We start from the raw sequence: 2797 nt of genomic DNA on the forward strand, positions 1-2797 counted from the left end.
TCTGTATCACGGGCTGACAAAGAAGCTGACCTTCGACCGCATGGTTCCCCCGCACGGCTTGGAAGTGACTTATGACAAGACCGTCCACGTCATTTTCCCCTCGGAGGTGCGCTACGTGGATTTAGGCTCGCCCGACCTGATTGCGGGCAAAGCCGACGGAGCGGAGAACGTCATCCGCGTGAAGGCTACCGTGAGGGACTTCCCGAACGAAACCAATATGTCCGTGATAACGGAGGACGGGAGTTTCTATGCCTTCAACGTGAAGTACGCCACCGAACCGCTGCTGCTCAACGTGGAGATGTGCGACTTCATCCATGACGGCGAGAAGGTGAACCGTCCGAACAACGCGCAGGAAATCTATCTGAAGGAACTGGGCAGCGAAAGCCCGATGCTGGTGCGCCTTATCATGAAGTCCATCCACAAGCAGAACAAGCGCGAGGTGAAGCACATCGGCTGCAAGCGATTCGGCATCCAGTACCTGCTGAAAGGCATCTACACGCATAATGGTTTGCTCTATTTCCACACGGAGATAAAGAACCAGAGCAACGTGCCTTTCGACGTGGACTACATCACATGGAAAATCGTGGACAAGAAGGTGGCGAAGCGTACCGCCGTGCAGGAGCAGATTATCCTGCCGCTCCGTGCGCAGAATTACGCCACGCTCGTGCCGGGCAAGAAGAGCGAGCGCACGGTGTTCACGATGGCGAAGTTCACCATTCCCGACGACAAGTGCCTCATGGTGGAACTCAACGAGAAGAACGGAGGTCGCCACCAGTCTTTCGTGATTGAGAACGAGGACTTGGTACGTGCCAATACCATTAACGAACTTCAAGTGCGTTGACCATGAGAAAGTACATCGCAATAATCATCGCGTCGCTTGCCCTGTGTACGGGGCAGGCGCACGCCCAGCGATGCCTGCCGAAGATGCAGGGCATCGAGGTCAGGGCGAACATGGCGGACGGCTTCAATCCCGGCGGCAAGGACAGCGGGTACAGCTTTGGGGCGGCTCTTTCCACCTACACGAAAAAGGGGAACAAATGGGTGTTCGGCGGCGAGTATCTGTTGAAGAACAACCCTTACAAGGACGGAAAGATACCCGTGGCGCAGTTCACGGCGGAGGGCGGCTACTACTTCAAGATACTCTCCGATGCCCGTAAAATCGTGTTTGTTTATGCGGGGGCTTCGGCTCTTGCCGGATATGAATCGGTGAACTGGGGCGAAAAGGTGCTGCATGACGGCTCCACGCTCCATGACCGGGACGCCTTTATCTACGGCGGTGCACTGACGCTCGATGTGGAATTTTACGTGGCAGACCGTATTGCTCTGCTTGCCAACCTCCGGGAGCGTTGCCTGTGGGGTGGCGACACGAGGAAGTTCCACACGCAGTGGGGCGTGGGTATCAAGTTCATCATTAACTGACGCGCCGCATGGAACGGAGGGAAATTGACGCCATGAGGCAAATATCCCTTGCAGACTTCCTCGCACGGCGGGGACATGAGCCTGTCCGAAGAAGCGGCAACGAGTTGTGGTATCGTGCGCCATACCGCAATGAGCGCACGCCCTCTTTCCGTGTGAACGTGGCGAAACAGCTCTGGTACGACTTCGGGCTTGGCAAGGGCGGCGACATCTTCACGCTTGCCGGGGAATTTCTCGGAAGCGGCGACTTCATGGAACAAGTGAAGTTTATAGCGGGAACCGCCAATATGCCTATGCCTGTCCCCGAAGTGAGTAAACCTACTTTTCTGCCTAAACCGTCAGAACCTGCCTTTGAGGGAGTGGAAGCCGTCCCGCTGCTTCGTTCTCCACTGACGGATTATCTTGCGGAACGGGGCATCCCTTACGTTGTCGCATCACGCTATTGCTGCCGACTGAATTACGGTGTGCGTGGCAAACGGTATTTCGCCGTCGGCTTCCCGAACGTGGCTGGCGGATATGAAATCCGCAGCCGTTTCTTCAAAGGATGCGTACCGCCGAAGGATGTGTCGCTGGTCAAGGCAGAAGGTTCTCCGTCTGACGTGTGCAGCGTCTTTGAGGGCTTCATGGACTTCCTTTCCGCTGTCACGCTCGGATTGGAAACGGGTGATTGCCTTGTGCTGAACTCCATTTCCAACGTGGAAAAGGCTATGAGGTATCTGGACGGTTACGGACGCATAGACTGTTACCTCGACCGTGACGAAGCCGGACGGCGTACGTTGGAAATGCTGAAAGAACACTATGGGGAACGTGTCTGCGACCGTTCCGCCCTCTATGACGGTTGCAAGGACTTGAACGAGTATCTGCAACTGACAACGAAAAAAAGAAATGAACAATAACTTAAAAATCAAAAGACAATGAACATACTGAACAACAAGAACAAGAGAACATCAATCTTCAAGGCGTTGGCACTCTGCCTGTTCGCCGCAGTGTCATTCACATTCGTATCGTGCGACGACGATATGGACATCCAGCAATCCTATCCCTTCACGGTGGAAACCATGCCCGTGCCGAACAAGGTCACAAAGGGGCAGACGGTGGAAATCCGCTGTGAGCTGAAGAAAACGGGCGATTTCGCCAATACCCTCTATACCATCCGGTATTTCCAGTTCGAGGGTGAGGGCACACTGAAAATGGACAACGGCATCACTTTCCTGCCCAATGACCGCTACCTGCTCGAAAACGAGAAGTTCCGGCTGTACTACACGGCGCAAGGTGACGAGGCGCACAACTTCATCGTGGTAGTAGAGGACAATTTCGGCAACTCCTATGAGTTGGAATTTGACTTCAACAACCGAAACGTGAAGGATGACGGGGTTATCAC

Annotated in this window: 4 protein-coding genes; all 4 read left to right on the forward strand. The window is 54.5% G+C overall.

The window, feature by feature from the left end; translation table 11 throughout:
• Positions 1-841: conjugative transposon protein TraN (gene traN, locus DW033_RS23970; protein ID WP_233554305.1), on the forward strand; the 841-nt coding region annotated here is incomplete at its 5' end.
• Between the two features lie 2 nt (positions 842-843).
• Positions 844-1419 (forward strand): conjugal transfer protein TraO, encoded by a 576-nt coding sequence (locus DW033_RS23975; RefSeq protein ID WP_120081174.1) that lies wholly within the window; start codon positions 844-846, stop codon positions 1417-1419.
• Between the two features lie 8 nt (positions 1420-1427).
• On the forward strand, positions 1428-2312 hold the full coding sequence (locus DW033_RS23980; protein WP_120081176.1) for a toprim domain-containing protein: 885 nt from the start codon (positions 1428-1430) through the stop codon (positions 2310-2312).
• 18 nt (positions 2313-2330) lie between these two features.
• Positions 2331-2797: DUF3872 domain-containing protein (locus DW033_RS23985; RefSeq protein WP_118426076.1), on the forward strand; the 467-nt coding region annotated here is incomplete at its 3' end.

This window comes from Parabacteroides sp. AF39-10AC (genome assembly GCF_003635405.1).
GTDB lineage: Bacteria > Bacteroidota > Bacteroidia > Bacteroidales > Tannerellaceae > Parabacteroides > Parabacteroides distasonis.